The 22,929-nt window shown below is 70.2% G+C and carries 18 protein-coding genes, 1 other RNA gene and 1 riboswitch; of the genes, 5 read left to right on the top strand and 14 right to left on the bottom strand.

The genetic code is table 11. The features are described 5' to 3' along the window. Positions 1 to 36: 36 nt before the first annotated feature. Positions 37 to 1,272 carry an NAD(P)/FAD-dependent oxidoreductase gene (locus ASC98_RS10590; protein ID WP_056808041.1) on the bottom strand — a complete coding sequence of 412 codons (1,236 nt, stop codon included), beginning with the start codon at positions 1,270 to 1,272 and terminating at the stop codon, positions 37 to 39. 108 nt (positions 1,273 to 1,380) lie between these two features. On the opposite strand from ASC98_RS10590, the gene ASC98_RS10585 reads away from it, so the two are divergent. Next, entirely contained in the window at positions 1,381 to 2,529 is a 1,149-nt protein-coding gene (locus tag ASC98_RS10585; RefSeq protein WP_056808039.1) for an MFS transporter, read from the top strand. Here the strand turns inward: ASC98_RS10585 and ASC98_RS10580 are convergent, their stop codons facing one another. The 7 genes from ASC98_RS10580 to nirB all read right to left on the bottom strand — a co-directional run bounded on the left by ASC98_RS10580 (position 2,530) and on the right by nirB (position 12,597). Next, complete coding sequence (locus tag ASC98_RS10580) at positions 2,530 to 3,660, bottom strand: sterol desaturase family protein (RefSeq protein WP_056808038.1); 1,131 nt, start codon at positions 3,658 to 3,660, stop codon at positions 2,530 to 2,532. It lies immediately after the preceding gene. A 56-nt stretch (positions 3,661 to 3,716) separates the two neighbouring features. Then, positions 3,717 to 4,520 carry a uroporphyrinogen-III C-methyltransferase gene (gene cobA, locus ASC98_RS10575; protein WP_056808036.1) on the bottom strand — a complete coding sequence of 268 codons (804 nt, stop codon included), beginning with the start codon at positions 4,518 to 4,520 and terminating at the stop codon, positions 3,717 to 3,719. Beyond that, complete coding sequence (ybiB, locus tag ASC98_RS10570; protein WP_056808034.1) at positions 4,517 to 5,470, bottom strand: DNA-binding protein YbiB; 954 nt, start codon at positions 5,468 to 5,470, stop codon at positions 4,517 to 4,519. Before ybiB ends, cobA begins: the two co-directional genes overlap by 4 nt. Before the next feature lie 65 nt (positions 5,471 to 5,535). Continuing rightward, positions 5,536 to 6,627, bottom strand: a complete 1,092-nt coding sequence (locus tag ASC98_RS10565; protein ID WP_056808032.1) for a glycoside hydrolase family 5 protein — start codon at positions 6,625 to 6,627, stop codon at positions 5,536 to 5,538. 34 nt (positions 6,628 to 6,661) lie between these two features. Next, positions 6,662 to 9,436, bottom strand: a complete 2,775-nt coding sequence (locus ASC98_RS10560) for a nitrate reductase (protein ID WP_056808030.1) — start codon at positions 9,434 to 9,436, stop codon at positions 6,662 to 6,664. 315 nt (positions 9,437 to 9,751) lie between these two features. Next, the gene (gene nirD / locus ASC98_RS10555; RefSeq protein ID WP_056808029.1) at positions 9,752 to 10,138 is read right to left on the bottom strand and encodes a nitrite reductase small subunit NirD; all 387 of its coding nucleotides are present in this window, start codon (positions 10,136 to 10,138) and stop codon (positions 9,752 to 9,754) included. Next, the gene (gene nirB, locus ASC98_RS10550; RefSeq protein WP_056808027.1) at positions 10,135 to 12,597 is read right to left on the bottom strand and encodes a nitrite reductase large subunit NirB; all 2,463 of its coding nucleotides are present in this window, start codon (positions 12,595 to 12,597) and stop codon (positions 10,135 to 10,137) included. Before nirB ends, nirD begins: the two co-directional genes overlap by 4 nt. Positions 12,598 to 12,701: 104 nt before the next feature. Between nirB and ASC98_RS10545 the strand changes: the two genes are divergently transcribed. Beyond that, positions 12,702 to 14,426 carry a bifunctional protein-serine/threonine kinase/phosphatase gene (locus ASC98_RS10545; RefSeq protein ID WP_056808025.1) on the top strand — a complete coding sequence of 575 codons (1,725 nt, stop codon included), beginning with the start codon at positions 12,702 to 12,704 and terminating at the stop codon, positions 14,424 to 14,426. Positions 14,427 to 14,443: 17 nt separating this feature from the next. On the opposite strand, the gene ASC98_RS10540 is transcribed toward ASC98_RS10545, so the two are convergent. Beyond that, on the bottom strand, positions 14,444 to 15,721 hold the full coding sequence (locus tag ASC98_RS10540) for a nitrate/nitrite transporter (RefSeq protein ID WP_056808023.1): 1,278 nt from the start codon (positions 15,719 to 15,721) through the stop codon (positions 14,444 to 14,446). 231 nt (positions 15,722 to 15,952) lie between these two features. On the opposite strand from ASC98_RS10540, the gene ASC98_RS10535 reads away from it, so the two are divergent. Together ASC98_RS10535 and ASC98_RS10530 are read left to right on the top strand one after the other, a co-directional pair. Then, the gene (locus ASC98_RS10535) at positions 15,953 to 17,227 is read left to right on the top strand and encodes a type IV pili methyl-accepting chemotaxis transducer N-terminal domain-containing protein (RefSeq protein ID WP_056808021.1); all 1,275 of its coding nucleotides are present in this window, start codon (positions 15,953 to 15,955) and stop codon (positions 17,225 to 17,227) included. Positions 17,228 to 17,391: 164 nt separating this feature from the next. Beyond that, positions 17,392 to 18,426 (top strand): sensor domain-containing diguanylate cyclase, encoded by a 1,035-nt coding sequence (locus ASC98_RS10530; RefSeq protein ID WP_056808019.1) that lies wholly within the window; start codon positions 17,392 to 17,394, stop codon positions 18,424 to 18,426. Between the two features lie 26 nt (positions 18,427 to 18,452). On the opposite strand, the gene ASC98_RS10525 is transcribed toward ASC98_RS10530, so the two are convergent. The 5 genes from ASC98_RS10525 to ASC98_RS10510 form a co-directional block, all read right to left on the bottom strand. Beyond that, positions 18,453 to 19,277, bottom strand: a complete 825-nt coding sequence (locus ASC98_RS10525) for a sulfite exporter TauE/SafE family protein (protein ID WP_056808017.1) — start codon at positions 19,275 to 19,277, stop codon at positions 18,453 to 18,455. Further along, entirely contained in the window at positions 19,274 to 19,750 is a 477-nt protein-coding gene (locus ASC98_RS10520; RefSeq protein ID WP_056808016.1) for an EVE domain-containing protein, read from the bottom strand. The genes ASC98_RS10525 and ASC98_RS10520 overlap by 4 nt, the downstream gene beginning before the upstream one ends. A gap of 23 nt (positions 19,751 to 19,773) precedes the next feature. Next, a non-coding RNA gene (gene ssrS / locus ASC98_RS29415) (6S RNA) lies at positions 19,774 to 19,958 on the bottom strand. Positions 19,959 to 19,996: 38 nt separating this feature from the next. Continuing rightward, positions 19,997 to 20,341 (bottom strand): cell division protein ZapA, encoded by a 345-nt coding sequence (locus tag ASC98_RS10515; RefSeq protein WP_056808014.1) that lies wholly within the window; start codon positions 20,339 to 20,341, stop codon positions 19,997 to 19,999. Further along, a complete protein-coding gene (locus ASC98_RS10510) occupies positions 20,338 to 20,568 on the bottom strand; it encodes a cell division protein ZapB (RefSeq protein ID WP_056808012.1) in 231 nt (76 codons plus the stop codon). The genes ASC98_RS10515 and ASC98_RS10510 overlap by 4 nt, the downstream gene beginning before the upstream one ends. A gap of 53 nt (positions 20,569 to 20,621) precedes the next feature. After that, a riboswitch (cobalamin riboswitch) is annotated at positions 20,622 to 20,860 on the top strand. Between the two features lie 73 nt (positions 20,861 to 20,933). Here ASC98_RS10510 and ASC98_RS10505 point away from each other — a divergent pair. After that, the gene (locus tag ASC98_RS10505) at positions 20,934 to 22,928 is read left to right on the top strand and encodes a TonB-dependent receptor (RefSeq protein WP_157598298.1); all 1,995 of its coding nucleotides are present in this window, start codon (positions 20,934 to 20,936) and stop codon (positions 22,926 to 22,928) included. Position 22,929 lies beyond the last annotated feature (1 nt).

The raw sequence follows: 22,929 nt of genomic DNA, 5'->3' as shown, positions 1-22,929 counted from the left end.
ATTATAGCCATAGTTCCCGGTCGCGCAAGCGGGGTGTCAGTGGCCGCTTTCAGCAGGCTGCAGGCTGTCGCGGCTGTCGGCGAGGGCGGCCGCGCAGGCCGCGGCGCTGGCCCAGGCCCACTGGAAGTTGTAGCCGCCGAGCCAGCCGGTCACGTCGACCACCTCGCCGATGAAGTGCAGGCCCGGCATGCGGCGACTCTCCAGGCTTTGCGAGCTCAGTTCCCGGGTGTCGACACCGCCGGCCGTGACCTCCGCCTTGCGGTAGCCCTCGGTGCCGTCGGGCGTCAGCTGCCAGCCCTGCAGGCCGGCGGCGAGCTGCTGCAGGTCGCGGTCCTTCAGGTCGGCCACCGGGCGATCCGACAGGCCCGGGCGGGCCTGCAGCCAGGCGGCCGCCAGCCGGGCCGGCAGCAATGTCGCCAGTTCGTTGCCCAGTTGCTTGCGCGAACCGGCCTTGGCATGCAGGAATTCCGCCACCAGGTCGCGGTCGGGCGCCAGGTCGAGTTGCAACGGCGTGCCGGGCTTCCAGAAGCTGGAGATCTGCAGCACGCCCGGGCCGCTGAGCCCGCGGTGCGTGAACAGCAGGTCTTCGACGAAGCGCGCCCGCGCGCGGCCGGTGCCGGTGCTGATCGCCACCGGCAGCGACAGCCCCGCCAGCTCGACGAACGGCGCCCAGTCGGCTGCGGCAAAGGTCAGCGGCACCAGCGCCGGCCGGGTGTCGACCAGCTTGTGGCCGAACTGCTTCGCGATGCGGTGGCCGAAGTCGGTCGCGCCGATCTTCGGGATCGACAGCCCGCCGGTCGCGATCACGACCCGCCGGCAGCGCACCGGGCCGTTCGCGGTGTCCAGCTCGAAGCGGCCGGCCTCGCCGCGCACCGCGCCGACCGTGCAGGGCTGCCAGCGCGTGACCCGGCCCTGCTCGCATTCGCGCAGCAGCATCGCGATAATGTCTTCGGCCGAGTCGTCGCAGAACAGCTGGCCCTTGTGCTTCTCGTGCCACGCGATGCGGTGGCGCTGCACCAGCCCGATGAAATCCTGCGGCGTGTAGCGGGCCAGCGCCGAGCGGCAGAAGTTCGGGTTCTCCGACAGGAAGTTGGCCGGTCCGGCATCGCGGTTCGTGAAGTTGCAGCGCCCGCCGCCGGAGATGCGGATCTTCTCGGCCAGCCTGGCCGCATGGTCGATCAGCAGCACCCGGGCGCCCCGTTGGCCGGCGATTCCCGCACAGAACAGCCCGGCGGCCCCGGCGCCGATCACCACCACGTCGTACGAATGCATCGCGGGATTATCCGGGCAGCGCAATCTGTGACAGGTGAGGGCGGCGTCGCTTCCTAGAATCGGCCGCTTTCCGTGTCCGCAACCGTTTGCTCCTCGCATTCATCCACCATGACCCCTGATTCGACCGCCCTCAGTCGCGCCACCTGGGCCGTGCGCCTGCAGTTCTTCGTGGCGGGCGTGCTGTTCGCGAGCTTCGGCGTGCACGTGCCGACGATCAAGCAGCACTACGCGATCGGCGAGCAGGCGCTGGCGATCGCGATGCTGGCCGCGGGCGTCGGCGCGGTGGCGACGCTGACGCAGGCCGGCCGCTGGGTCGGGCGGCTGGGCGCGCGGAGGGCGGCGCTGCTGTCGGGCGGCGCGACCGCGCTGTGCCTGGCGCTGCTGCTGTCGTCTCACGCCTATGCCGGGCTGGTGGCGGTGATGGTGGTGTTCGGTGTCGGCACCAGCCTGTTCGACGTGTCGATCAATGCGGCGGCGGGCGAGCTGGAGCAGCGCGCCGGGCGCAGCCTGATGAGCGGCTTCCACGGCATGTTCAGCCTGGGCGGCATGGTCGGCGCGGGGTTGGGCAGCGTGCTGCTGTCGCACGAGGTCGCTGGCGCGACGCACCTGGTGGCGATGGCGCTGCTCGGCGCGGCGGCGATCGGCGGGGCGGGGGCGGCGATGCTGCGCACGATCGCCGGGTCCGATGACAAGGGCGGCTTCGAGCTGCCGCGCGGGCTGCTGGCGCTGCTGGGCGTGCTGGGCGCGTTGGGGCTGATCGCCGAGGGCGCGATGTACGACTGGAGCGTGCTGTACATGAAGCAGGAACTGGCCAGCGAGGCGAGTTTCGCGGCGCTGGCGTATGCGAGCTTCAGTGCCGCGATGGCGGCGGCGCGCTTCGGAGGCGACTGGATCCGCGAGCGGGTGTCGCCGGCGCTGCTGATGAGCGGCAGCGCGGCGCTGGCGGCGGCGTCGATGGCGGCGGTGCTGCTGATCGGGCACCCGGTGGTGGCGCTGGTCGGCTTCGCGCTGGTCGGACTCGGGTTCGCGAACGTGGTGCCGGTGCTGTTCAGCGCGGCCGCGAAGATGGACGCGAACCCGGCGCACGGCATCGCGGTGGTCGCGTCGGTCGGCTACCTCGGCATGATGGCCGGCCCGCCGCTGATCGGGATCATCGCGGAGCACGCGTCGCTGACGCTCGGGCTCGCGACGGTGTCGCTGTTCGCGGGGATCCTCGCGGTGGCGGCGCCGCGGGCGCTGAGGCCGGCGGCGGCCTGATCAGCCTTTCCAGACGAACGGAAACTTCAGCTGCTTGAAGAACCCGTTCGGCACGTAGTCCCCGACCACCCCGTATTGCTCCGGCCACTTCCGGTCCGACTTCACCGCGGTGCCGAACAGGTAGTCGATGAACGCGAAATGCGCCGCGTAGTTCTTGTCGATCGCCTCGTCGTCCTGCGAGTGGTGCCAGTGGTGGAAATTCGGCGTCACGATCAGGTAGCGCAGCGGGCCGAGCCGCACGCTGACATTGGCATGGTTGAACACCGCCTGGAAGCCGACCACCACGATGTACGCATCGATCACCTCCTTGCTGAAGCCCAGCACGTAGATCGGCGCCAGCACCAGCGTGCGGGTGATCAGCAGCTCGAGGATGTGCTGGCGCGAGCCGGCCAGCCAGTCCATGCTCTTCACGCTGTGGTGCACCGCATGCAGGCGCCACAGCACCGGCACCTCGTGGTAGCCGCGGTGCGTCCAGTACTGCACCAGGTCGGCCACCAGCACGATCAGGAACAGCGCGACCCAGAAGTTCAGGTTCGCGACCCAGCCGCGGATGCCGTCGTTCGCGGCCCAGCCGAAGAACTTGTGCACCAGCAGGTTGGTCGCCAGCAGCACGAAGCCCACCACCATGTGGTTCACGATGAAGTGGTGGAAATCGGTCTGCCATTCGGCGCGGAACACCGGCTGCTCGCGGCGCAGCGCGAACAGCTTCTCGATGAACACGAAGATCAGCGTCGAGCCCAGCAGGTCGAGGATGAACCAGTCAAGGCCGATGTACGGCGTGTTGTCGGCGAAGTCGTTGACCGGCACCTTGTGGCCGCCCCAGGCCAGCGTGGCGGCCACCAGCACGAACGACGCAAAGGCCAGCCAGCGCGAGCGCCCGCGGATGATGTTGAACAGCGACAGCGAGCCGGCGATCACCAGCGCGACCAGCATCACCTGCCGGATCACGCTCACGTCGTACGACTGGCGCAGCTGCGGCGTGGTCAGGTACTGCGGGAAGTGGAACGCGATCACGCCCAGGAAGCACAGGATGGCCAGCCCCAGCGAGATCACGCCGGTCACCATGCCGTGGCCTCGCTGCAGCGGGCCGTGCGACGCCGTCAGGCGGTTCAGTTTGTCGATCTCGAGCATCAGGTCCTCACTCCGCCCACGTCCAGGCCGGCGATTATGAGAGCCGCGCCGCCGGTTCAGGCGACCCGCGAGACCCCTATTTGGAGGGATTCGCGCACGCTGCCGGGCAACTCGTCGCGTGCCTGCAGGCCGCGCAGCACCTCGCCGACGATGATGATGGCCGGGCTGCCGAGCTGCTCGCGCTCGATCAGCCCGCACAGGTCGTCGAGCGTGCCCACGCCATGCCGCTGCTGCGGCTGGCTCGCGTGCTGCACCACCGCGACCGGCGTGCGCCCCGGCAGCGCCTGCAGCAGCCCCGATTGCAGCGCGGCCGCCTGCGCCACGCCCATGTAGATCACCAGCGTCAGCCCCTGCGCGGCGGCGGCCGCCAGCGTCGGCCAGTCGGGCGAGGCGCCCGATTCCTTCGCATGGCCGGTCACCAGGATGACGCCGTGCGCATGGTCGCGGTGCGTCAGCGGCACGTCGAGCGAGCTCGCTGCGGCCAGCCCCGACGTGATGCCGTTGACCACCGACACCGCGATGCCCTGCGCGCGCAGGTGCTGCATCTCTTCGCCGCCGCGGCCGAACACGAACGGGTCGCCGCCCTTCAGCCGCACCACGCGCTCGCCCTTCAGCGCCTCGGCGGCCATCAGCTTCTCGATGAAGGCCTGCGGCGTGCTCGCGCAGCCGCCGCGCTTGCCCACGTGGACGATGCGGGCCGAGCGCCGCGCGTAACGCAGCACGCCGTCGCCGACCAGGTCGTCGACCAGCAGCACGGTGGCGGCACGGATCGCGCGGATCGCCTTCAGCGTCAGCAGCTCCGGGTCGCCCGGGCCGGCCCCGACGAGAGTCACGTTGCCGGGCTGCATCGATTCGTTCATGCGGTCTTTTCCTTCGGGTGCGCCCGCTCCAGAGCGGCCAGGCCGTCGAGCAGGCAGGCCACCTGCTGCGTCAGCGGCGCGGGCGCCGGCTTCTCGCCGCTGATGACCGACTGGATGTACAGCGCGGTGGTGGCGGCGTCGCAGGTGCGCGGCAGCACCGGCAGTTCGCGCAGCACGCCGTCGTGGGCCGACAGCGACAGCTCGGTGCGCGGCTGGCCGTCGATGAACAGGTCCATGCGCGGCAGCCGGCGCGGGTCGGCCACCGGCTCGCCTTCGGTGCCGCGCATCAGCAGCGCGTTCGCGGTGGTGCGCTGCAGGAAGTCGGTCAGCATCGTGCCGTACTCCGGGTGCGTGTAGTTGACGACGCGCAGCGCCTGGCCGGCCGCGCAGGGGTCGAGCAGCTTCGCGACGGTGTGGCCGGAGTTGCGCAGGCCGATGGTCCAGCGCGCGTCGAGCAGCCGGGCCAGCGGCGGACACAGTGCGTCGGTGCGGATGAACACCGGCTCGCGGCGGCGCCAGGCCTGGGCCACGTCATCGGCGTCGCGCGCGAGCGGCAGCCCGAGCACCTGGAAGATGTCGGCGGTGGTGACGCGGCCCGGGTCTTCCGGCATGCCGTGCACCAGCACCGGCACGCCTTCCTGCGCCAGCATCAGCGCGAGCAGCGGCGTCAGGTTGGGCAGCTTGCGCGCGCCGTTGTACGACGGCAGCACCACCAGGGTGCGGTCGCAGGCGATCGGCAGGCAGCGCGCGGCGGTGGCCTGCAGGAAGCCGGCGAGTTCGTCGACCGATTCGCCCTTGATGCGCATCGCCATCGCGAAGGCGCCGAGTTCGAGGTCGCTGACCTGGCCGTCGAGCACCTGGCTCATCAGGTCCTGCGCCTGCTCGCGCGACAGCGAGCGGGCGCCTTCCTTGCCGCGACCGATTTCCTTGATGTAGTTCGTGATGCTCATGGGCTCTCCCTGAGCGGGTTCCGCAAGTCCCGGGCCAACGCAGCAACGATCTGATGAGCCATGCGTCAGGGTCCCAGCAACGCGTTCTTCAGCGGCTCGCGCCAGGCACGCGCCGCGGGGTCGTAGACGCCGAAACCGGACGCCAGTTCCCAGTAGGCCCAGCTGAAGCCGCGCCGTTCGGCCTCGTCGCGCAGGCGGCGGGTGTAGGTGGCGCGCGAGTCCATGTCGGCCTTGCCGTAGGCGCCGAATTCGCCGAGGTAGACCGGGTAGCGGTGGCGCAGCGACCACGCGAGCGCGGTGTCGAGCGGGCCACGCATCTGCGCGACCTGGGTCGCGTCGCAGCAGGTCGTGCCGAGCCAGGCCGATGCGCCGGAGGCCCATTCGGCGCCCTGGTGCGTGAAGTGGAAGGGCTCGTAGTGGTGCACCGTGACGATCAGGTTGGCGTCGTTCGGCAGCACCAGGCTGGACAACGCGTTGGCGCTGTTCCACTGGGTCGGCCCGATCACGACGATGCGCGTCGGGTTGCTCTGGCGCACGACCTGCAGCGCGCGGGCCGCCAGGTCGTTCCAGCTGTTGTTCTGCGCGCCGTGCGGTTCGTTGTACAGCTCGAACACCAGCTTGGGGCCCCGCGTGCCGTAGTGCTGGGCGATCTGTTTCCACATGTTCAGGAAACGCAACGCATGCAGTCCGGCCGCGACCGCCGCCTCGTCGCCGTCGAGCGCATCGCCGTCGAGCTGGCGGTAGTGGTGCATGTTCAGCACGACGATGAGACCCTTGTCGAGCAGCGCATCGACCGCGGTGTCGACGCGCTTGAAGAACGCCGGGTCGATGCGCGCTTCGCCGTCGGTCGACGCATGGTTGCTCCAGCGCACCGGCAGCCGCGCGTGGGCGAAGCCGGCCTCTGCGACCTTGTCGACCAGCGCGCCGTCGTAGCGCAGGCCCCAGGCGCCTTCGGTCGGCGCGTCGAAGATGTTGCCGAGGTTCACGCCGCGGCCCATCGCGTGGGCGGTCTCGAGGGCCTGCGGCGACGCGCCGGGGGTCGAGCCCGTGGCCATCGGCGGATAGTCGGCCAGCGAGGCGGGCGCGGTGGCGCACGCGGCGAGCAGGCTGCAGGCGAGGGCAAAAGCCAGAGCAGCGGCTCGCGTCGTGATCGTCATGCTGTCTCCATCGTGTCGTTGTTCGATGGCGATTCTAGGCAGCGGCCGACGCTGCCGACTGTGACCGAACCATGCGCTTCAACGCGGGGATGCACGATCCGCAGTTGGTGCCGCATTTCAGCGCACCCTGCAATTGCGCGAGCTGCTCGTCGGCGCTGCCGTGGCAGCGTTCGAGCTGCGCGACGATGGCCGGCTCGGCGACGTTGAAGCAGGTGCAGACCTGCTTGCCGCTGGCCGGCACCGCGACCGGCGCGCGCGCGCCCGGGCTCAGCAGCAGGCGGCCGTAGGCCTGGGCCGGCAGCTGGTCCTGCAGCAACGGCCTGATCCAGACTTCGGCGCTGATGTCGCCGGCGAGCACGAAGCCTTCGAGCCGCGCTTCGTCGCCGGCATGGCGGGCGAGCCGCATCGCGCGGCGCTGGCCGCGGCGCTTGTCGGCGTAGTGCAGCACCTCGGGCGCGGCCAGGCCGAGCAGCGCTTCGATGCGGTCGAGCACCATGTCGGGCACTGGCTCGTAGGCGGCGGCGCGGAACAGCACGCCGCTGCGTTCGCGGCCGAACGGCACGCAGCTCGCGAATGCGAAGCCCGTCATCAGCGGCTTCAGCGCTTCGCGCACGCGCAGCGCCTCGGCGTCGGGCAGCCATGCGACACCGAGCAACCGCCACGGCAGTTCGGCCTTCAGCACCTTGACGGCCGCGTGCTTCAGCTCGGGCTGCTTCGAGCGCGGGCAGAAGGCCGGGGTCGTCAGCGCGTTGATGCCGTGCATCGGCGTGCCGCCGGTCTGGCCGCCGACGAACTCGTCGCCCCAGTGCATCGCGACGAAGGCCTGGGCCGGTGCGACCTGCTCGCTGGCCTGCACCGGCAGCACGATGCTGCCGCGGCGCGAGGTCACGTGGACCAGGTCGCCGTCGGCGAGCTTCAGCCGCGCAAGGTCCTGCGCATGCAGTTCGATCGCCGGCTCGGGCACGTGGCCGAACAGCCGGCCGATGGTGCCGGTGCGGCTCATGCCGTGCCACTGGTCGCGCAGCCGGCCGGTGGTCAGCGAGAACGGAAAGCGCGCGTCGCGCGGCTCGGCCAGCGGCTCGAACGGCGTGTCGGCAAAGCGGGCGCGCCCGGAGTCGGTCGGAAAGCGCCCGTCCTCGTACAGCCGGGCCTGGCCGGTCGCGGCGCCGGCCGGGAAGGGCCACTGCGCCGGGCCGGCGTCCAGCCGTTCATAGCTGAGCCCGGTGATGTCGAGGTCGCGGCCGCGCGTCGTCTCGCGGTGCTCGTTCCAGACCGACTCGGGCGTGGCGTACGGAAACAGCGACGGCTGCGACGGCCGCAGCCGCGCCTCGAGCCGGCGCGCGAAGTCGGTGGCGGCCGCCCAGTCGTGGCGGGTCTCGCCGGGCGCCGCGATGGCCGGCCGCACGCGGCTGATGCAGCGTTCGCTGTTGGTGACGGTGCCGTCCTTCTCGCCCCAGCTGGTGGCGGGCAGCAGCAGGTCGGCGTAGGCGCAGGTGGCGGTCGTGGAGAACGCCTCTTGAACGACGACGAACTCGGCGCGCTCCAGCGCGCGCCGCACGGTGGCCTGGTCCGGCATCGACTGCGCCGGGTTGGTGCAGGTGATCCACAGCGCGCGGATCTCGCCGTCGGCGGCCGCCTGGAACATCTCGACCGCCGTCTTGCCCGGCACCGCCGGCACGTCGGGAACGCCCCACAGCGAAGCGACCTCCGCGCGGTGCGCGGGATTCGCCAGGTCGCGGTGTCCGCTCAGCAGGTTCGCGAGCCCGCCGACTTCGCGGCCGCCCATCGCATTGGGTTGCCCGGTCAGCGAGAACGGCCCGGCGCCCGGCTTGCCGATCTGCCCGGTGGCCAGGTGCAGGTTGATCAGCGCGGCATTCTTGAAGGTCCCCGCCCGGCTCTGGTTGAGCCCCTGGCAGTACAGCGACAGCGTGCGCCCGTCGGCATCGGCGAACCAGCGCGCTGCCTGCACCAGCGCCGCCTCGTCGATGCCGCACAGGCGTGCCGTCTCTTTCGGCGTGAAGTCGCGCACCCGGTCGCGCAGCGCGCCGAAGCCTTCGGTGTGCGCCGCGATGTAGGCCTGGTCGATCAGCCCTTCCCACAGCATCAGGTGCAGCATGCCGTTGAAGAGCGCCACGTCGGATCCCGGCAGCAGCGGCAGGTGCAGGTCGGCCGCTTCGGCCGTCTCGGTCCGCCGCGGGTCCGCGACGATGATCTTCATCGCCGGGTTGGCGCGCCGCGCATCCTCGATGCGCCGGAACAGGATCGGATGGGCCCACGCGGTGTTGGCGCCGGCGATGAACAGCGTGCTGGCGAGCCCCAGGTCGTCGTAGCAGGCAGGCGGCGCATCGGCGCCGAGCGTCAGCTTGTAGCCAGCGACCGCGCTGCTCATGCACAGCCGCGAGTTGGTGTCGACGTTGTTGGTGCCGACCAGGCCTTTGGCGAGCTTGTTGAAGACGTAGTAGTCCTCGGTCAGCAACTGGCCCGACAGGTAGAAGCCGACCGAGTCGGGGCCATGCCGTTCGATCGTGCTGGCGAAGCGTTCGGTGGCCAGGTCGAGCGCCGCGTCCCAGGTGACGGGCTGCGGTGCGGTCCCGCGGGCGAACCGTTGCATCGGCTGCAGCAGCCTCGACTGCATCGTGATCGCCGCGCTGGCCGTGTGGTGCAGCGTGCTGCCCTTCGTGCACAGGCGGCCGAAGTTCGCGGGGTGGTCGGGATCGCCCCGCACGCCGGTGATCTGGTCGTCTTGCGACTCGATGATCACGCCGCAGCCGACGCCGCAGTACGGGCAGGTGGAGCGGGTTTCACGCATCTTGCTGGCCCGTCGCGTCGCGGAACCGTTCGCCCTGAGCCCAAGAGGTCCTCGAAGGGACTCGGCGGTCGCAAAGAAACCCCGTTCGCCCTGAGCTTGTCGAAGGGTCGGACTGAGCTTGTCGAAGGCCTTGCACGCGTCGTGCACAACCCTTCGACGGACGGGCCTTCGACAGGCTCAGTCCCTGCTCAGGGCGAACGGAAGTGTGCTGTTTCCTGAGAGCAGGGACCGAGCTTGTCGAGGGCCCGTGTCGAAGGGTTGCTGCGGATCGGCGCAGGGCTTCGGCAAGCTCAGCCCGAACGGTGAATGGAGCCATCAGCCCGCCACCACCGGAATGACCTTGGGTCCCGCCACCGGCCGCACCAGGTCGATCGCGTGCCGGGCGAGCTCCAGCGCGTCCAGGTGCACGACGCCGTTCGAGACCTGCACGGCAAACCGTGGCGTGCAGCCGGCGTCCGGCGCGCGCGCGCAGCCGTCGTCCAGCCCGATCGTCCAGTTGTGCAGCGGGCACGCGACGCTGGTACCGAAGACGATGCCCTGGCTCAGCGGGCCGCCCTTGTGCGGGCAGCGGTCGAGCAGCGCGAACACCTGGTCCTGGTCGTTGCGGAAGATCGCGACGTCGACGCCGACATCGCGTGCCACGCGGCGCGAACCCAGCACCGGGATGTCGTCGACGCGGCAGATGGCTTGCCATTGGCTCATTGCGCTTCTCCCTGTGCGGCCGCGACCGGCGTGAACTGCCGCGTGTCGACACGCGCCTTGTCGAAATCGAACCACGGGTCCGGCTCGCCATCGAGCGAGAACTTCAGCCGCTCCCACAGCGCCTGCCGGCCTTCGGCATCGTCGAGGATCTTCTTCTTCGCGTAGTCGAGCCCGACGCGGCCGATCCAGTGCACCGTGCGCTCCAGGTACCAGGCTTCCTCGCGGTACAGCTGCAGGAAGGCGCCGCTGTATTCGAGCACCTCCTCGGCCGTCTTCAGCTTCACGAAGAAGTGCGCCACCTCGGTCTTGATGCCACCGTTGCCGCCGACGTAGATCTCCCAGCCCGAATCGACGCCGATCACGCCGACGTCCTTGATGCCCGATTCGGCACAGTTGCGCGGGCAGCCGCTCACCGCCAGCTTCACCTTGTGCGGCGCATACATCCGCCACAGCGCACGCTCCAGGTCCTTGCCCATCTGCGTGCTGTCCTGCGTGCCGAAACGGCACCACTCCGAACCGACGCAGGTCTTCACCGTGCGCAGCGCCTTCGCATACGCATGGCCCGACGGCATGCCGATGTCCTTCCAGACGTTGACCAGGTCCTCCTTCTTCACGCCCAGCAGGTCGATGCGCTGGCCGCCGGTCACCTTGACGGTCGGGATCTTGTACTTGTCGACCGCATCGGCAATGCGCCGCAGCTCGTCGGCCGTCGTCTCGCCGCCCCACATGCGCGGGATCACGCTGTAGGTGCCATCCTTCTGGATGTTGGCGTGGCTGCGCTCGTTGATGTAGCGCGACTGCGGGTCGTCCTGCGCCTGCTTCGGCCAGGTGCTGATCAGGTAGTAGTTGACGGCCGGCCGGCAGCTCGAGCAACCGTTCGGCGTGCGCCAGGCCAGGGTCTTGTAGACGCCGTCGATGCTCAGCAGCTTCTCGTTGCGGATCGCGTCGCGCACCTCCTGGTGGCTGTGGTCGGTGCAGCCGCACATCGCCTTCTTCTTCGGCGTCGCCGAATAGTCGCCGCCGGCGGTGAACATCAGCAGCTGCTCGACCAGCCCGGTGCACGAGCCGCACGATGCGCTGGCCTTCGTGTGCTTGCGCACCTCTTCGAGCGTGAACAGGCCCTTCTCCTTGATGGCCTTGCAGACGGTGCCCTTGGTGACGCCGTTGCAACCGCAGACCTCGTCGCTGTCGGCCATCGCGGCCGCCTTGTTGTGGCCCTCGTGGCCGGTGTCGCCGATGTTCGATTCGCCGAACATCAGCTTGTCGCGGATGTCCGAAATGGTGCGGCCTTCGCGAAGCAGCTTGAAGTACCAGCTGCCGTCGACCGTGTCGCCGTACATGCACGCGCCGACCAGCTTGTCGTCCTTGATCACCAGCTTCTTGTAGACGCCGCCGAACGGATCGCTCATCACGATCTCCTCGCAGTCGGCGCCGCCCATGAAGTTGCCGGCCGAGAACAGGTCGATGCCGGTCACCTTCAGCTTGGTGGAGGTCTGCGAGCCGGTGTAGCGGCCGATGCCGAACTCGGCCAGGTGGGTCGCGCACACCTTGCCCTGCTCGAACAGCGGCGCCACCAGGCCGTAGGCGATGCCGCGGTGCGCGGCGCATTCGCCGACCGAGTAGATGCGCGGGTCGGTCACCGTCTGCATCGTGTCGGTGACGACGATGCCGCGGTTGCAGTGCAGGCCGATCTTTTCCGCGAGCTCGGTGTTCGGGCGGATGCCGGCGGCCATCACCACCAGGTCGGCCGGCACCTCGGTGCCGTCCTTGAACTGCACCGCCATCACGCGGCCGGCCTTGCCGCCGTCGCGATCGCCGATCAGCGCCTGCGTGTTCGCGCCGATCAGGAACTTCAGGCCGCGCGCCTCCAGCGATCTCTGCAGCAGCTTGCCGGCGGTGTCGTCGAGCTGGCGCTCCATCAGCCACGGCGCCACATGCACCACGCTGACCTGCATGCCGCGCAGCATCAGGCCGTTGGCGGCCTCCAGCCCGAGCAGCCCGCCGCCGATCACCACCGCATGCTTGTAGCGGGTGGCGGCCTCGATCATCGTGTTGGTGTCGGCGATGTCGCGGTAGGCGATCACGCCTTCCAGGTCCTTGCCGGGGATCGGCAGGATGAACGGGTTCGAGCCGGTCGTGACCAGCAGCCGGTCGTAGGCTTCCTCGGTGCCGTCGGCCGCGCGCACGATGCGCCTGCGGCGGTCCACGTCGACCACCTTCTTGCCCAGGTGCAGCCTGATGCCGTGCTCCTCGTACCAGCTGAGCGGGTTCAGCACGATCTCGTCGAGCGTCTGCTCGCCGGCCAGCACCGGGCTCAGCAGGATGCGGTTGTAGTTCGGGTGCGGCTCGGCCCCGAAGACGCTGATGTCGTACAGGTCGGGCGCGATCTTCAGCAGCTCTTCCAGCGTGCGCACGCCGGCCATGCCGTTGCCGATCATCACGAGTTTCATCTTCTTCATCACACGCTCCAGTTCCAGCCGCTTGCGCAGCGATAAAAGCAAAGGGGGTGCCAAGCCACCGGGTGCCGCGGCGCGCATGGAAACTGCGGGTACGCTCGCGGCCCATGAGCTTTGACGTCGAGATCGGTCACTTCAGCCTCGCGGGCCCGCGCCCGCGCAACGAGGATTTCGCCGCCTGCCTCGCGCCCGACGGCGACGACGCGGCGCGCGGGCTGATCGCGGCGATCGCCGACGGCGTGTCGTCCGGCGGTCTCGGCCTGGAGGCGGCGCAGACCACCGCGATGAGCGTCGTGCAGGACTACTTCGCCGCGCCCGACACCTGGCACACCACCGCGATCCTCGACCGCGTGATCGCCGCACAGAACCGCTGGCTGGTCGACCACAACCGGCGCCGCCAGCGCAGCGCGCACGACGCGATGGGCATGACGACGCTGACCGCGCTGGTGCTGCGCGGCCACGGCTTCACGCTGGCGCACGTCGGCGACACCCGCGCCCACCTGCTGCGCGGCGACGAGCTGGTGCAGCTGACGCAGGACCACGGCTTCGACCACCCCGACCAGCGCGGGCGCCTGACGCGCGCGATCGGGCTCGACGACGGCGTGCGCGTCGACTACCTGCAGGCCGAGCTGCAGACCGGCGACCTGTTCGTGCTGACCAGCGACGGCGTGCACGGCCAGCTCGCACCGCGCCGCCTGGCCGCGCTGGCGCGCGACGGCTCGGCGCGCGACGCGGCCGAGGCGCTGGTGCGCGCCGCGCTGGCCGCCGGCGGACGCGACAACGCGACCGCGCTGGTGCTGCGCGTGCGCGGGCTGGCCGAGGGCCAGTTGAACGATGCGCTGCGCCGCGGCCGCGACCTGCCGGTGCCGCCGCGCCTGAAGGTCGGCGACCGGCTCGACGGCTTCACGATCACCGCCCGCGTCGCCGACAACGGCGTGCACTGCCTGTACCAGGCGCGCAGTGACGAACCCGGCGAGCCGCTGGTCGCGCTGAAGACGCTGCACCTGTCGCGCGCCAACGACCCGCAGGAGCGCGCGATGCTGGCGCACGAGGCCTGGCTGGCGTCGCGCGTCGGTGCGGCCGACGGCTTCGTGCGGCTGCGCGAGCTGCGCGAACCGACCGCCTTCTACGTCGCCTACGACTGGCATGCGGGCCGCACGCTGGCGCAGTTGCAGGACGCCGGCGAGCGCGGCAGCGTCGGCGACGCGGTCGATGCCGCGATCGCGATCACCGCCGCATTGGCCCGCCTGCACCGGCTGGGCGTCGTGCACCGCGACGTGAAGCCCGCCAACCTGCACCGCGGCGACGACGGCCAGTGGCGTTTGCTCGACCTCGGCGTCGCCGTCTCGGGCCGCGAGCCGCGCGTGCTGCGCAGCCTGCATGCCGGCACGCCCAGCTACATGAACCCCGAACAGTGGGCGAGCGACGACAACGCGGCCGGCGAGGCGGCCACCGCGCGCAGCGACCTGTTCGCGCTCGGCGTCACGCTGTACCAGTGGCTGACCGGCCGGCTGCCGTACGGCGAGGTGCAGCCCTATCAACGCGGGCGCTTCCGCAGCGATCCGAAGCCGCCGTCGCGGCTGCGCCCGGAGGTGCCGATCTGGCTCGACCACGTCGTGCTGAAGGCCGTCGCGCTCGATGCCCGCCAGCGCTTCGAGACCGCCGAGGAGCTGCTGCTCGCGCTGCAGCGCGGCGCGTCGCGCCAGCTCGCCGCGCCGCCCGCCACGCCGCTCGCGCAGCGCGACCCGCGGCTGCTCGGCCGCATCGCGCTCGGCGTTTCGCTGCTGCTGAACCTGCTGCTCGTCTACTGGCTGCTGTTCCTGCCGCGCTGACGCGGTGGCCGGGCGCGTCATCGGCCGGCCTTGCTGGCCTGCAGCCGCGTCGTGCGCAAGCCGAGGTCGGCGGCCTCGGCCACCGGCCGCGCACGCCCGCCTTTCTCGGCCCAGGTGCGGGTCCAGCGGATCTGCAGCGCGCGCATCACCGCCAGCATCACCAGCGCGAGCGCGGCGAACAGCGCGAAGCCCCAGGCGTAGGTGCCGAGGTACTGCTTCGACAAGCCCATCGCGTTCGGCACCAGGCCGCCGCCGAGCGCGCCGATCTCGCCGATCATCGAACCGGCCACCGCGGTTGCCATCGGCCAGCGCAGCGGCACCAGCTGGAACAGCGCGCCGTTGCCGGCTCCGAGCGCGGCGAAGCACAGCATCAGCAGCAGCGTGGTGGCGGCCAGCGAGCCGGTGGCGAGGCCGGTCAGCGCCAGGCAGACGGCCACCATCAGCAGCACCACCGTCAGCGTGTTGACGCCGCCCCAGCGGTCGGACAGCCAGCCGCCAACCACGCGCAGCGCGGCACCCATGAAGGCCGCCAGCATCGTCAGCTGGCCCGCCTGCACCTTGCTGACGCCGAACTGGTCGTGGTAATAGGACGGCAGGAAGGTCGTCAGCCCGATGAAGCCGCCGAAGGTCACCGCGTAGATCAGGCTGAAGGCCCAGCCGTCGCCTTCGAACAGGCAGGCGATGTGCTCGCGCAGGCTCGCATGGTTGTCGACGTCGGGTGGCTCCTTCGCGAACACGATCATCACCATCATCGGGATCGCGATCGCCGCGGCCGCGACGCCGTACACCGCCTGCCAGCCCAGCCACTGCGCGAGCGGCGGCGCCACCAGCACCGACACCGCGGTGCCGACGTTGCCGGCACCCACCAGCCCCATCGCGAGGCCCTTGTGCTGCGGCGGGAACCAGCCGGCGCCGAGCGACAGCGCGACGCCGAAGCTCGCGCCGGCGATGCCCAGCAGCACGCCCATCGCGAGCAGGTCGTTGAAGCTGTGCACGAAGAAGAAGCCGAACAGCATCGCGACCGCGATCAGGCCCATCTCGACGAGGGTGGCCGACTTGCGGCCGATGTACTGCGCCAGCACGCCGAGCGGAAAGCGCATCAGCGCGCCGGCGATGATCGGCACCGACAGCATCAGGCCCTTCTGGGCCGGCGACAGCGAGAAGGTCTCGCTGATGAAGGGCGCCATCGCGCCGTTCAGCACCCAGATGCAGCAGGAGAACGCGAAATACAGGAAGGCCGAGAACAGCGTCGGGCCGTGGCCCGCGCGCAGGAAGCTCTTGAACGAGGTTGACATGTGCAGCGCCGAAGCTGTTGGCACATGAATGCCCACATCGTCATGAGCATCACCCGCGGTGCGGTGGCAAGGTCGGGTGCAGCGTCACACCCGAGGCCTTCTTTGCAAGCGCCATGCCAGCGGCATGCGGTGCCGCGCTGGTATGGTTCGGTCCTTGCACGATGCATCACGAATCGTGCTCACCCTGGTGTCATTTCCCCTCTGACGGCGGCTGCGCCACATCGACTTTCCATGACTTCTGCCCTGATCCTGCTCGGTCCGTCCCAGGGGCTGCCTGCGTTGCAGGCCGACCTGCAATCGAGCGGGATTCACGTGCTTGGTGCGGTGGCCTGCGGCAACTTGGTGCGGGAAGCGATCCGGCTCGGTCCGGACGTGCTGGTCTGCCACGACGCGCCGGGCGATGCGGCGGTGTTCGACGCCTGCGCGCTGCTGGCCGCCACCGCGCCGCGGCCGGTGGTGCTGTTCACGCAGGACCCCGACGCAGGCAAGATCGAGCGCGCGCTGGCCAGCGGCATCCACGCCTATGTCGTCAACGGCTATGCGCCGGCGCGGCTGCGGCCGGTGCTGCAGCTCGCGCAGGCGCGCTTCGAGCACGAGCAGAAGCGGCAGGCGGCGCTCGACGACGTGACGCACCGCTTCGAGGAGCGCAAGCTGGTCGACCGCGCGAAGGGCATCCTGATGCGGGCGCGCCAGGTGTCCGAGGACGAGGCCTTCCGCGTGCTGCGCACGGCCTCGATGCACAGCAACCAGCGCGTCGGCCAGGTCTCGCAGCAGGTGATCGAGGCGGCGCGCTATGCCGAGGCGGTGAACCGGGCCGGGCAGCTGCGCATGCTGTCGCAGCGCATCGTCAAGCTGTATGCGCTGAGTGCGCTCGGCGTCGACAGCGGCGCGCATGCCGGGCTGCTGGACGAATCCTGCGCACGCGTCGATGCCAACGTGACGGCCTTGCGCAAGGCGGTGTCGCAGGCGACCTTCGGCGACCTGCTGAGCGCGGTCGAGGTGCCGTGGCAGCGGCTGAAGGCGGCGCTCGCCGACCCGCCCGAGCGCGCGCGGGCGGCCGACGTCGACGTGCTGGCCGAACGCGTGCTGGTGCAGGCCGACCAGCTCACCAGCAACCTCGAGACCGCCGGGCTGGTCGCGACGCTGCATGTGCTGAACGTCTGCGGGCGCCAGCGCATGCTGTCGCAGCGCTGGGCCAAGCAGGTGCTGCTGGGCGAACTGCTCGTCGGCGACGCGGCGGCGCAGGCCCGGGCGCTCGGCGACGAGGCCGGCGCCGCGTTCGACGACGCGATGCGCTACCTCGACGACATCCCGCTGAGCACGCACGACATCCGCGAATCGCTGGCCGCGGCCCGCGGCGCCTGGCTGGCGCTGACGCGCGCCGGCGGCCAGGTCGCCGCGTTGCCGGGGCGCCGCGCGCTCGGCGAGGCGAGCGAGGTGCTGCTCGGTGTGTTCGAGCAGCTGACCGGCCAGTACGAGCGCAGCATGCAGGTCCTGATGGGATAGGGCCTGATCGGGCAGTGCGGGGGTAAAGCTGCTCGAAAACCCCCGATCTCGGGGGGGCGGTGCAACTCCGTGCCGCTATGATGACCAGAAGAGACATGGGAAGCGGCTGAACGGGGGTGAAGAGGACGCCCGGCCGCTTCAAAGCAGCACACCCGACCCATCGCATGACTGAAACCAAGCCCTTGGCCGTGCCTGCCCGCGTGGACAACGCGCGGGCGCTCACCGCGTCGCTCGGGCTCGCGCCCCAGGCGCTCGGGGCCCTGGTGTTCACGCTGGCCGACCGGCTGGACGCTCCGTTGGCCATCAAGGAAATCGCCTCCGGCCGCTACGTCTACGCCAACGGTCGCATGGACACGCTGGTCGGCCGCACCGCCGACGGCCTGACCGACGAAGACTGGCTCGACCCGGCCCAGGCCGCGACGCTGCGCACCGCCGACCAGTCGGCGATGGTGCAGACGCTGCCGCAGGTCAGCGAGCACCGCATCGAACGCAAGGGCGGCCGGCGCGAATTCAGCGTGACCCGCCAGGCGCTCGCGGCGCAGGACGGCGGCGCGCCGCGCTACCTGTGCTGCCTGTGGCTCGACCAGACCACGCAGCGCCAGCACGAGACCCAGCTGCAGCTCGCGCTGCAGCAGCTGGAGCAGCAGCAGCAGGCGAGCGAGGCCTTCCGCCGCGAGATGCAGGACCAGGGCCTGCGCGACACCGTGACCGGGCTGTACCAGCGGGCGCACTTCGACGACCAGCTGCGCCGCGAGGTCGACCTGTCGTCGCGCGAGCACCGCGAGTTCGCGCTGGTGTCGGTGTCGCTCGATCCGCTCGCCGATGAGGTCAAGGCCCTGGGCCCCGAGGCGCGCCAGCGCGTGCTCGAGGCGCTGGGCCGGCTGCTGCGCAGCAACACCCGGGCGATGGATGCGTCGTGCCGGCTGGAGGAAGACCTGTTCGCCGTGCTGCTGTCGGGCGTTGGCCTGGCGACTGCCCATGCGCGCATGGAAGGCCTGCGCCGCCAGTGCGCGACGCAGATCGTGATGTTGAACGGCCGCGACCTCGGCTTCACGGTGTCGATGGGCGTCGCGAGCTTTCCGCACACCGCGCACACGCAGGAAGAGCTGCTGAACGCCGCCGACGCGGCGCTGGCCGAGGCGCGCCGGCGCGGCGGCAACCACGTGACGCTCGCGAGCATCCGCTTCGAGATGTCCTGAGGACGAATCCCGCAGGGGCATCCGGGTCAGCCCAATCCCTTGATTCCCTTGTAGAGCATGTAGCTCGCCAGGCTGTACAGCAGGATCGCGAACACCCGCTTCAGCTTCGTGGTGTCGATCCGGTGGGCGGTGCGCGCGCCCAGCGGTGCCGTCGTCACGCTCGCGACCGCGATCACCAGCAGCGCCGGCAGGTAGATGAAGCCCAGCGTGCCCGGCGGCATGTCGTGCAGCGACCAGCCGGCGACGACGTAGCCGACCGTGCCGGCCAGCGCGATCGGAAAGCCCAGCGCGGCCGAGGTCGCGACCGCGGTGCGGATCGGCACGTTGCACCAGGTCATGAACGGCACCGACACGAAGGCCCCGCCGGCGCCGACCAGCGACGACAGCGTACCGATCACGCCGCCCGCGCCGAACATGCCGGCGCCCCGCGGCAGCTGGCGCGTCGGCTTCGGTTTCTTGTCGAGGAACATCTGCGTCGCCGAGAAGCCGATGAACGCCGCGAACAGCAGCAACAGCCAGTGGGCCGGCAGCGCCTTCGCGATCTGCGCGCCGAGCAGCGAACCGAGCACGATGCCCGGCGCCAGCAGCTTGACGATGTCCCAGCGCACGCCGCCACGCTGGTGGTGGGCGCGCACCGACGAGATCGACGTGAAGCAGATCGTCGTCAGCGAGGTCGCGACCGCCATCTTCACGATGTAGGCCTCGGGGAAGCCCTTCAACGTCAGCAGCAGCGTCATGAACGGCACCAGCATCGCGCCGCCGCCGACGCCCAGCAGCCCGGCCAGGAAGCCGGTGAATGAACCCAGGATCAGCAGTTCGAGGATGAGTTGCCAGCCCAGGCCGAAGCTCATGGGCCGGCCCGATCGAGCTGCTTCAGCACCGCCCGCCATTCGTCGGGCGTGACCGGCGTGATCGACAAGCGGTTGCCCGGCTTCAGCACCAGCATCGATGCGAGCCCCGGCGATTCGCGCATCTCGCGCAGCGACAGCAGCCGCGTCTTGCGGTCGAGCGCGACGTCGACATGCCACCAGCGCGGCTTGTCGGCCGTCGCCTTCGCGTCGAAGTACTTGCTCTGCGCGTCGTATTGCGTGGCGTCAACGGAGGGCTCGCCGGCCACCCGCGCCAGCCCGGCGATGCCCGGCTCGGGGCAGGACGAGTGATAGAACAGCACGCCGTCGCCGATGCGCATCTGGTCGCGCATGAAGTTGCGGGCCTGGTAGTTGCGCACGCCGACCCACGGCACGCGCTGCTTCGGCGCGGCAGCCAGGTCGTCGATCGAACACTCGTCGGGCTCGCTCTTCATGAGCCAGAACTGTTCGGTCATGGTGCTGCAGCAGGAAGAAAAATAAGGTGTCCGTCACGCACCGTGAGCCGCATTCCTGAACCCAGGCAGTTCAGGTGGGCGAGGTCAGCCGGGCTTCGGGTTCATCTGACGCGAGACGATCACACCAACCGGGCGATGTTCCAAGCCCTTGCTCATAAGAGCATCGGTTCAAGGAAATATAAAACTCACGCGAACGCAACGGACCCGAAGAATTCTACGCGCGTCATTCGCCGCGAGTGTGTCGGTTCAGAGCAATTGCCCGTCGGCGCCAAGGGCTTGGTCGACACGGTGGATCAAAGCGTCTATGTCGATGTCATCGGCGCTTGAAGGCGGTGCGGACGACGCCGCCGGCGACACCGTGACCGAAGCAGGCGACGACTTCGGCGCGGCGGGCCGTTCGGCCAGTGCATAGGCCAGGTTCAGCGCAGCCAGCACCGCGATCCGCTCGCGCGCCTTGACGCGGCCGCCGTCGCGGATCGCGCTCATTTCGCGGTCGACGTTGCCGACCGCCTCGAGCAGCGACGATTCGCCGCCTTCCGGGCAGCCGAGGATGTAGCTCTGCCCCATGATCGTCACTTCGATCTGCTTCATTTGGAGCGGCCTCCGGTGTCGGCACCGACCGCGGCCGGATCGGCCGGCAGGCGCTCGAGCAGCGCATCGATGCGGCCGCGTGCCGCGTTCAGCCGCGAGCGCAGGTTGTCGCGCTCATGCGTGACGGTCGCGAGTTGTTGTTCCAGCAAGGCGTTGGTGCGCTTCAGTTCATCGTGCCGCAGCAGCAGCCGCTCGACGCGTTCTGCAAGTTCGTGGATCTTGGCCATGGCGCACCAATGGTGGATGTGTGGGGCGATTGTAGAGGGGGCGCCGAGGCCTGCTTACAATCGCGCCCGTTGGTGCCCGTGCCGGTGTTCACGCCGGCACAGTTAAACGGGAAGCAGAGGTTGCTCGACCGCCCCGGTCGCACGGCCCACCTGCGCTGCCCCCGCAACGGTAAGCGGACGAAGCCGATCGGCTTCAATCCCTGCGCATTTGCCACTGGAGCGTCGCCGCTCCGGGAAGGTCGCGGGGGTCGTTCCGCCAGCCCGGATACCGGCCAACAGGGCGGCGCCGCGTGCAAGCGCGGCGCCATGGGTGCGCACCAGCGGGGAAGCTGGCGCGCACGGCTTGATCGATGGCAGTTCCTCTGATGAATTCTCGTACCCCGCAGCTGCGCGCGCCTGTCGCGCCGAGCCTGCTCGCCGGCGCCTGCGCCGCCCTCTTTGCGTCGGCGGTGCTCGCCCCCGCCGCGCGCGCGCAGACCGCCGCCGTCGCGGCCGACGGCACCAGCGTCTTCGCACCGGTGATCGTCACCGCGACGCGCTTTCCGGAAGACGCGTCGAAGCTGCCGTTCGGCGTCAGCGTGATCACGTCGGCCGACATCCGCCAGGCCGGTGTCACGACGGTCAACGAGGCCATCATGAAGCTGCTGGGCGTGCCCGGCCGGCTCGACTTCTATGGCGGCGGCGACTATTCGCTCGACCTGCGCAACTTCGGCACCACCTCCGACAACAACCAGGCGGTGATTGTCGACGGCATCAAGATCAGCGAGGCCGACCTCGGCGGCACGCGGATGGCCGGCATCCCGATCGATTCGGTCGACACCATCGAGGTGATCCGCGGCAATGCCGCGGTGCTGTACGGCGAAGGCGCCACGGCCGGCGCGATCGTCATCACGACCAAGGCCGGCAAGGGCGTGCAACGCCGCAACGGCGGCCAGGCGTACGCCGCGATGGGCAGCCATGCGCTGCTCGACACGCGTGGCGGCGCGACGCTGGCGCTCGGCACGCTGTCGCTCGACGTCGCGGGCAACCACCGCGAGAGCGACAACCACCGCGACAATTTCCGCTCCGAGAACGAAGGTGCCTCGGCCGCGCTGCAATGGCAGGCGACCGACGCAGTGCGCGTCGGCGCGTCGACCACCTGGGACACGCTCGAGACCGGCCTGCCGGGCTCGCTGACGGCGGCCCAGTACGACGACAACCCGCGCCAGACCACCAGGCCGAACGACCACGGCAGCCTTCGCAACCGCCGCCAGGGCCTGTTTGCCGATGCGGTGCTCGGCGACTGGCGGCTCGGCGTCGACGCCGGGTGGCGCGACAAGTCGCTCCAGTCCACCGGCAGCTCGAGCTACAGCTACGACATCAATGCCAACACCTACGCGCTGCGGGCGCGCCACACGGCGGCGCTGGCCGGCGGCAGCAATGCGCTGGTGTTCGGTCTCGACCGTGGCGACTGGGCGCGCGACGTGCACGGCGCGTTCGGCAGCCGCGCCGAGCAAAGCTCGCGCGCGCTGTACGCGAAGGACGACTACACCTTCGCGGGTGGCACGCGCGTGAGCGTCGGAGGCCGCAGCGAGCACATCGAGAAGACGCTGGACGACGGCTTCAGCCCGCTCGCGATCGAAGACACGGAGCGCGCGTGGGAACTGGGGCTGCTGCAGCCGCTGTCGGCCTCGACCTCGGTCTATGGCCGCATCGGCCGCAGCTACCGGCTCGCCAATGCCGACGAGTTCAGCTTCGCGGTCCGCGAACTGCGCCCGCAGACGTCGCGCGACATCGAACTCGGCCTGCGCTGGCAGGCCGGCGGCACGCGTGCCGAAGTACGTGCCTACCGCAGCAAGCTCACCGACGAGATCGGCTACGACCCGAACGAGCCGCAGCCGGGCAGTACCTTCACCGGCTCCAACATCAACTTCGAGCCGACGCGTCGCCAGGGCGTCGAGGCCGAGCTGTCCCAGGCGCTGGGCAGCACGGCCAACGTGCGCGTCGTCGCGGCGCAGCGCCAGGCCCGCTTCACGGCGGGCCGCAACGACGGCAAGGACGTGCCGCTGACCGCGAAGACCACGCTCGCGCTGCGCGGCGACTGGTCGTTCGCCGCGGGGCACCGGGTCGACGCCGGCGTGAACTACGTGTCGTCGCAGACGCCGGACTTCGCGAACGCCTGCACGATGCCGGCCCACACCACGCTCGACCTGCGCTACGCGTACCAGTGGCAGATGCTGGAGTTCGCATTCGGCGTGACCAACGCGACCGACGGGAAGTACTACACGCTGGCCTTCCGCTGCGACGCGAGCGGCCAGACCAGCTCGATCTACCCGGAAGATGGCCGCGCGTTCACCGGCTCCATCCGCCTCCAGTTCTGAT

It is taken from the genome of Rhizobacter sp. Root1238 (genome assembly GCF_001425825.1).
In the GTDB taxonomy this organism is placed as follows: Bacteria; Pseudomonadota; Gammaproteobacteria; order Burkholderiales; family Burkholderiaceae_C; genus Rhizobacter.
Note: the sequence above shows the minus strand (reverse complement) of the source record. Positions and strands in the feature narration are given on the sequence as shown.

Excerpts from the sequence above, each read along its gene's own strand:
- ASC98_RS10520 (WP_056808016.1), bottom strand. The coding sequence starts at position 19,750 with ATGACCGAACAGTTCTGGCTCATGAAGAGCGAGCCCGACGAGTGTTCG.
- cobA (WP_056808036.1), bottom strand. The coding sequence starts at position 4,520 with ATGAACGAATCGATGCAGCCCGGCAACGTGACTCTCGTCGGGGCCGGC.
- ASC98_RS10530 (WP_056808019.1), top strand. The coding sequence starts at position 17,392 with ATGACTGAAACCAAGCCCTTGGCCGTGCCTGCCCGCGTGGACAACGCG.
- ASC98_RS10545 (WP_056808025.1), top strand. The coding sequence starts at position 12,702 with ATGAGCTTTGACGTCGAGATCGGTCACTTCAGCCTCGCGGGCCCGCGC.
- ybiB (WP_056808034.1), bottom strand. The coding sequence starts at position 5,470 with ATGAGCATCACGAACTACATCAAGGAAATCGGTCGCGGCAAGGAAGGC.
- ASC98_RS10585 (WP_056808039.1), top strand. The coding sequence starts at position 1,381 with ATGACCCCTGATTCGACCGCCCTCAGTCGCGCCACCTGGGCCGTGCGC.
- ASC98_RS10510 (WP_056808012.1), bottom strand. The coding sequence starts at position 20,568 with ATGGCCAAGATCCACGAACTTGCAGAACGCGTCGAGCGGCTGCTGCTG.
- ASC98_RS10525 (WP_056808017.1), bottom strand. The coding sequence starts at position 19,277 with ATGAGCTTCGGCCTGGGCTGGCAACTCATCCTCGAACTGCTGATCCTG.
- ASC98_RS10540 (WP_056808023.1), bottom strand. The coding sequence starts at position 15,721 with ATGTCAACCTCGTTCAAGAGCTTCCTGCGCGCGGGCCACGGCCCGACG.
- ASC98_RS10590 (WP_056808041.1), bottom strand. The coding sequence starts at position 1,272 with ATGCATTCGTACGACGTGGTGGTGATCGGCGCCGGGGCCGCCGGGCTG.
- nirD (WP_056808029.1), bottom strand. The coding sequence starts at position 10,138 with ATGAGCCAATGGCAAGCCATCTGCCGCGTCGACGACATCCCGGTGCTG.
- ASC98_RS10580 (WP_056808038.1), bottom strand. The coding sequence starts at position 3,660 with ATGCTCGAGATCGACAAACTGAACCGCCTGACGGCGTCGCACGGCCCG.
- ASC98_RS10535 (WP_056808021.1), top strand. The coding sequence starts at position 15,953 with ATGACTTCTGCCCTGATCCTGCTCGGTCCGTCCCAGGGGCTGCCTGCG.
- ASC98_RS10565 (WP_056808032.1), bottom strand. The coding sequence starts at position 6,627 with ATGACGATCACGACGCGAGCCGCTGCTCTGGCTTTTGCCCTCGCCTGC.
- ASC98_RS10560 (WP_056808030.1), bottom strand. The coding sequence starts at position 9,436 with ATGCGTGAAACCCGCTCCACCTGCCCGTACTGCGGCGTCGGCTGCGGC.
- ASC98_RS10505 (WP_157598298.1), top strand. The coding sequence starts at position 20,934 with ATGAATTCTCGTACCCCGCAGCTGCGCGCGCCTGTCGCGCCGAGCCTG.
- nirB (WP_056808027.1), bottom strand. The coding sequence starts at position 12,597 with ATGAAGAAGATGAAACTCGTGATGATCGGCAACGGCATGGCCGGCGTG.
- ASC98_RS10515 (WP_056808014.1), bottom strand. The coding sequence starts at position 20,341 with ATGAAGCAGATCGAAGTGACGATCATGGGGCAGAGCTACATCCTCGGC.